Raw genomic sequence first — 714 nt, 5'->3', positions numbered from 1 at the left:
GCGGGGATCAGGGGGATGGGCCGGTAACGGTGGGGAACGAGGTTTCCGGCACCGTCCACGGCCCCGTCATACAGGCCGGGCAAATGCACGGCGGCGTGCACATCCACAACCAGTACCAGGCGCCACCCGCCCCGCCCCCGGCACGGGTGCCACGGCAGGTACCCGCGGGCACGGCGTCGTTCGAGAACCGCACGGCCGAGCTCGCGGAGCTGGACGACTGGCTGACGCCCGGCGGCCCGGGCGACCCCGAGAGCGTCGGATCACCGCGGATCGCCCTGCTCAGCGGATTGCCCGGAGTCGGCAAGCGGGCGACCGTACGGCGCTGGGTGGAACGCACCCGCGACCGCTTCCCCGGCGGGCAGCTGTACGTGGACTTCGCCCGGCTGCGCCGTGAGGGCGCGGTCGGCGGCGATGTCTCCGAAGGGCTGCGCCACTGTCTGCGCTCCATCGGCGTCGCCGAGGAGTATCTGTCCGGCGACCTGGCCGAGTTGACCGCCCACTACCGCAGCCACAGCGCCGACCGGCGGATCGTGGTCGTCCTCGACGAGGTGAGCCAGCCCGCCCAGGTCCGAGCGCTGATCCCCAACGCGCCCGGCAGCGTCGTCCTGGCCACCAGCCGGGACCGGCTCGGCGAGCTGATGTGGGACGGCGCCCGGCTGATGCCGATGGAACCGCTGAGCGCCGACAGCGGCAGGCGGCTGCTGGCCCGGCTGT

Annotated in this window: 1 pseudogene; it reads left to right on the top strand. The window is 73.5% G+C overall.

Annotated features, from left to right (window positions below):
• Window positions 1–29: 29 nt before the first annotated feature.
• Window positions 30–714, top strand: a pseudogene (locus tag CCN51_RS52815) (hypothetical protein); the annotation flags it as partial.

This window comes from Streptomyces milbemycinicus, from assembly GCF_002154605.1.
GTDB lineage: Bacteria > Actinomycetota > Actinomycetes > Streptomycetales > Streptomycetaceae > Streptomyces > Streptomyces milbemycinicus.
The sequence above is the reverse complement of the archived record's forward strand: the minus strand, read 5'-3'. Positions and strand labels throughout refer to the sequence as shown.